This is a genomic window from Streptomyces sp. NPDC050263, assembly GCF_040655955.1.
Classification (GTDB): domain Bacteria; phylum Actinomycetota; class Actinomycetes; order Streptomycetales; family Streptomycetaceae; genus Streptomyces.
The window spans coordinates 1-1,876 of record NZ_JBFAKW010000282.1; the positions used below are offsets into that span (position 1 = coordinate 1).

General features: G+C 72.2%; 2 protein-coding genes. Both read left to right on the forward strand.

Annotated elements, in window-relative coordinates; translation table 11 throughout:
• Nucleotides 1-334 precede the first annotated feature (334 nt).
• Nucleotides 335-523 carry a DUF5999 family protein gene (locus AB0J04_RS45975; RefSeq protein ID WP_351916224.1) on the forward strand — a complete coding sequence of 63 codons (189 nt, stop codon included), beginning with the start codon at nt 335-337 and terminating at the stop codon, nt 521-523.
• Between the two features lie 227 nt (nt 524-750).
• The coding region (locus AB0J04_RS45980) for a LacI family DNA-binding transcriptional regulator (protein ID WP_363174706.1) at nt 751-1,876 on the forward strand (1,126 nt) is incomplete at its 3' end.

The following is a 1,876-nucleotide window of genomic DNA, read 5'->3' on the forward strand; positions in this document are numbered from 1 at the left end:
TCGTACTGGACGTACTTGGGCTTTCGGCCGGTGCGGCGAGAGTGCGTGCCGGGCGTCGCGACGGGGCGAACGTTGCCTGCCGCGGCACTAGCCCTATCCGACCACCAGGAACCACCCGAAGTGACAGTGCGGTTGGGATGAACCGCCCGCCCGGGTGACGCGTCATGAACCTGTGAGAGGCGGTGCCGCGAAATGCCTGCGGATCGACCTCCGTGGGGCAACACTGGTTCCGAACGACTTATCACAACGGGGGGCGGCCATGAACGACGTTTCACGCCGCGAGACAGACACGACAACCACCTCACACGACACGCAAGAGCGGAAGTTCCCATCCATGTGCCAACACCAGCCACCGTGCCCGACAGCGACCTCGGCCGACCGGGAGTCCGCCCGTCTCACGGCGCACCACCCGGAGCAGGGCTGGAGCCTGCTGTGCAACGGCGTCCTGCTCTTCGAGGACACCGGTGAGCTCCTGCCGGACGGCCAGGTCATCGCCCCCCACCGGGTCGTGAGCGCCGCCTGAGCACCACCCGGACGGCGCGGGACCGCCGTCCGGAGACATGAGGGGCCGGCCGCAGACATCCCGCTGCGAACCGGCCCCGACGCATGTCCGGGGCCGCTCACTCCCCGTAGTCCCGTGGTCTCTGCGCGATGCGCCCGTCGGCGACGTCTTCCCACGGCAGCGCGTTTTCCGGAAGACTCCTGGAAGTTTCGGCGCGGCGTCCGGAACGCGGTGACGGAGGTGGGGAAGTGACGACGGAGGATGCGGCGCCCGTGTCGCGGGGCAAGGTCACGATCACGGAGATCGCCCGCCGGGCCGGCGTCTCGGTGCCGACCGTCTCCCGGGTGGTCAACGGCCGCTCCGACGTCTCGCCGGGGACCCGGGCCCGGGTCGAGGAGCTGCTGCGGCTGCACGGCTACCGCAAGCGCCCCGCCGCCTCCCCCGCCCGCGCCTCCCTGCTCGACCTGGTCTTCAACGACCTGGACAGCCCCTGGGCGGTGGAGATCATCCGAGGTGTCGAGGAGATCGCCCACGCGGCCGGTGTGGGCACGGTGGTGTCGGCGATCCACGGCCGCTCGGGCGACGCCCGCGAGTGGATGCGCAACCTGCGCTCCCGCGCCTCCGACGGCGTCATCCTGGTCACCTCGGCCCTGGAACCCACCCTGCACGAGCAGTTGCGCATCCTGGGCGTCCCGCTGGTGGTCGTCGACCCGATGGGCTCCCCCGCCGCCGACACCCCGACCATCGGCGCCGCCAACTGGGCGGGCGGCCTCGCGGCCACCGAGCATCTGCTGGCGCTGGGCCACCGCCGGATCGGCCTGATCGCGGGACCGCCCCGGCTGCTGTGCTCCCGCGCCCGCTTCGACGGCTACCGGGCCGCGCTGGAGTCGGCCGGCCTGGCCGTCGACGAGACCCTCGTCGTCCCCGGCGACTTCCACCCCGAGTCGGGCTTCACCGGCTGCACCGCCCTCCTCGACCTGCCCGAACCCCCGACCGCGGTGTTCGCCGCCAGCGACCAGATGGCGCTCGGCGCGATCGAGGCGCTGCGCCGGCGGGGCCTGCGGACGCCGGAGGACATGAGCGTGGTCGGTTTCGACGACCTTCCGGAAGTCCGCTGGTCGGCCCCGCCCCTGACCACCGTCCGCCAGCCCCTGGCCGACATGGGCAAACTCGCCGTCCGCACGATCCTGAGCCTGGCCCGCGGCGAGCGCCCCGACTCACCGCGGGTCGAACTGGGCACGGAACTGGTGGTGCGTTCGAGCACCGCGCCGCCACGCGCCGCTAGTGCCGCGGCAGGCAACGTTTGCCCGTCAAGGAGCGGCGTCCGGTGCGTGCTCTCGGCGTGCCGGCCGGAAGTCCTCGTACTGGACGTAC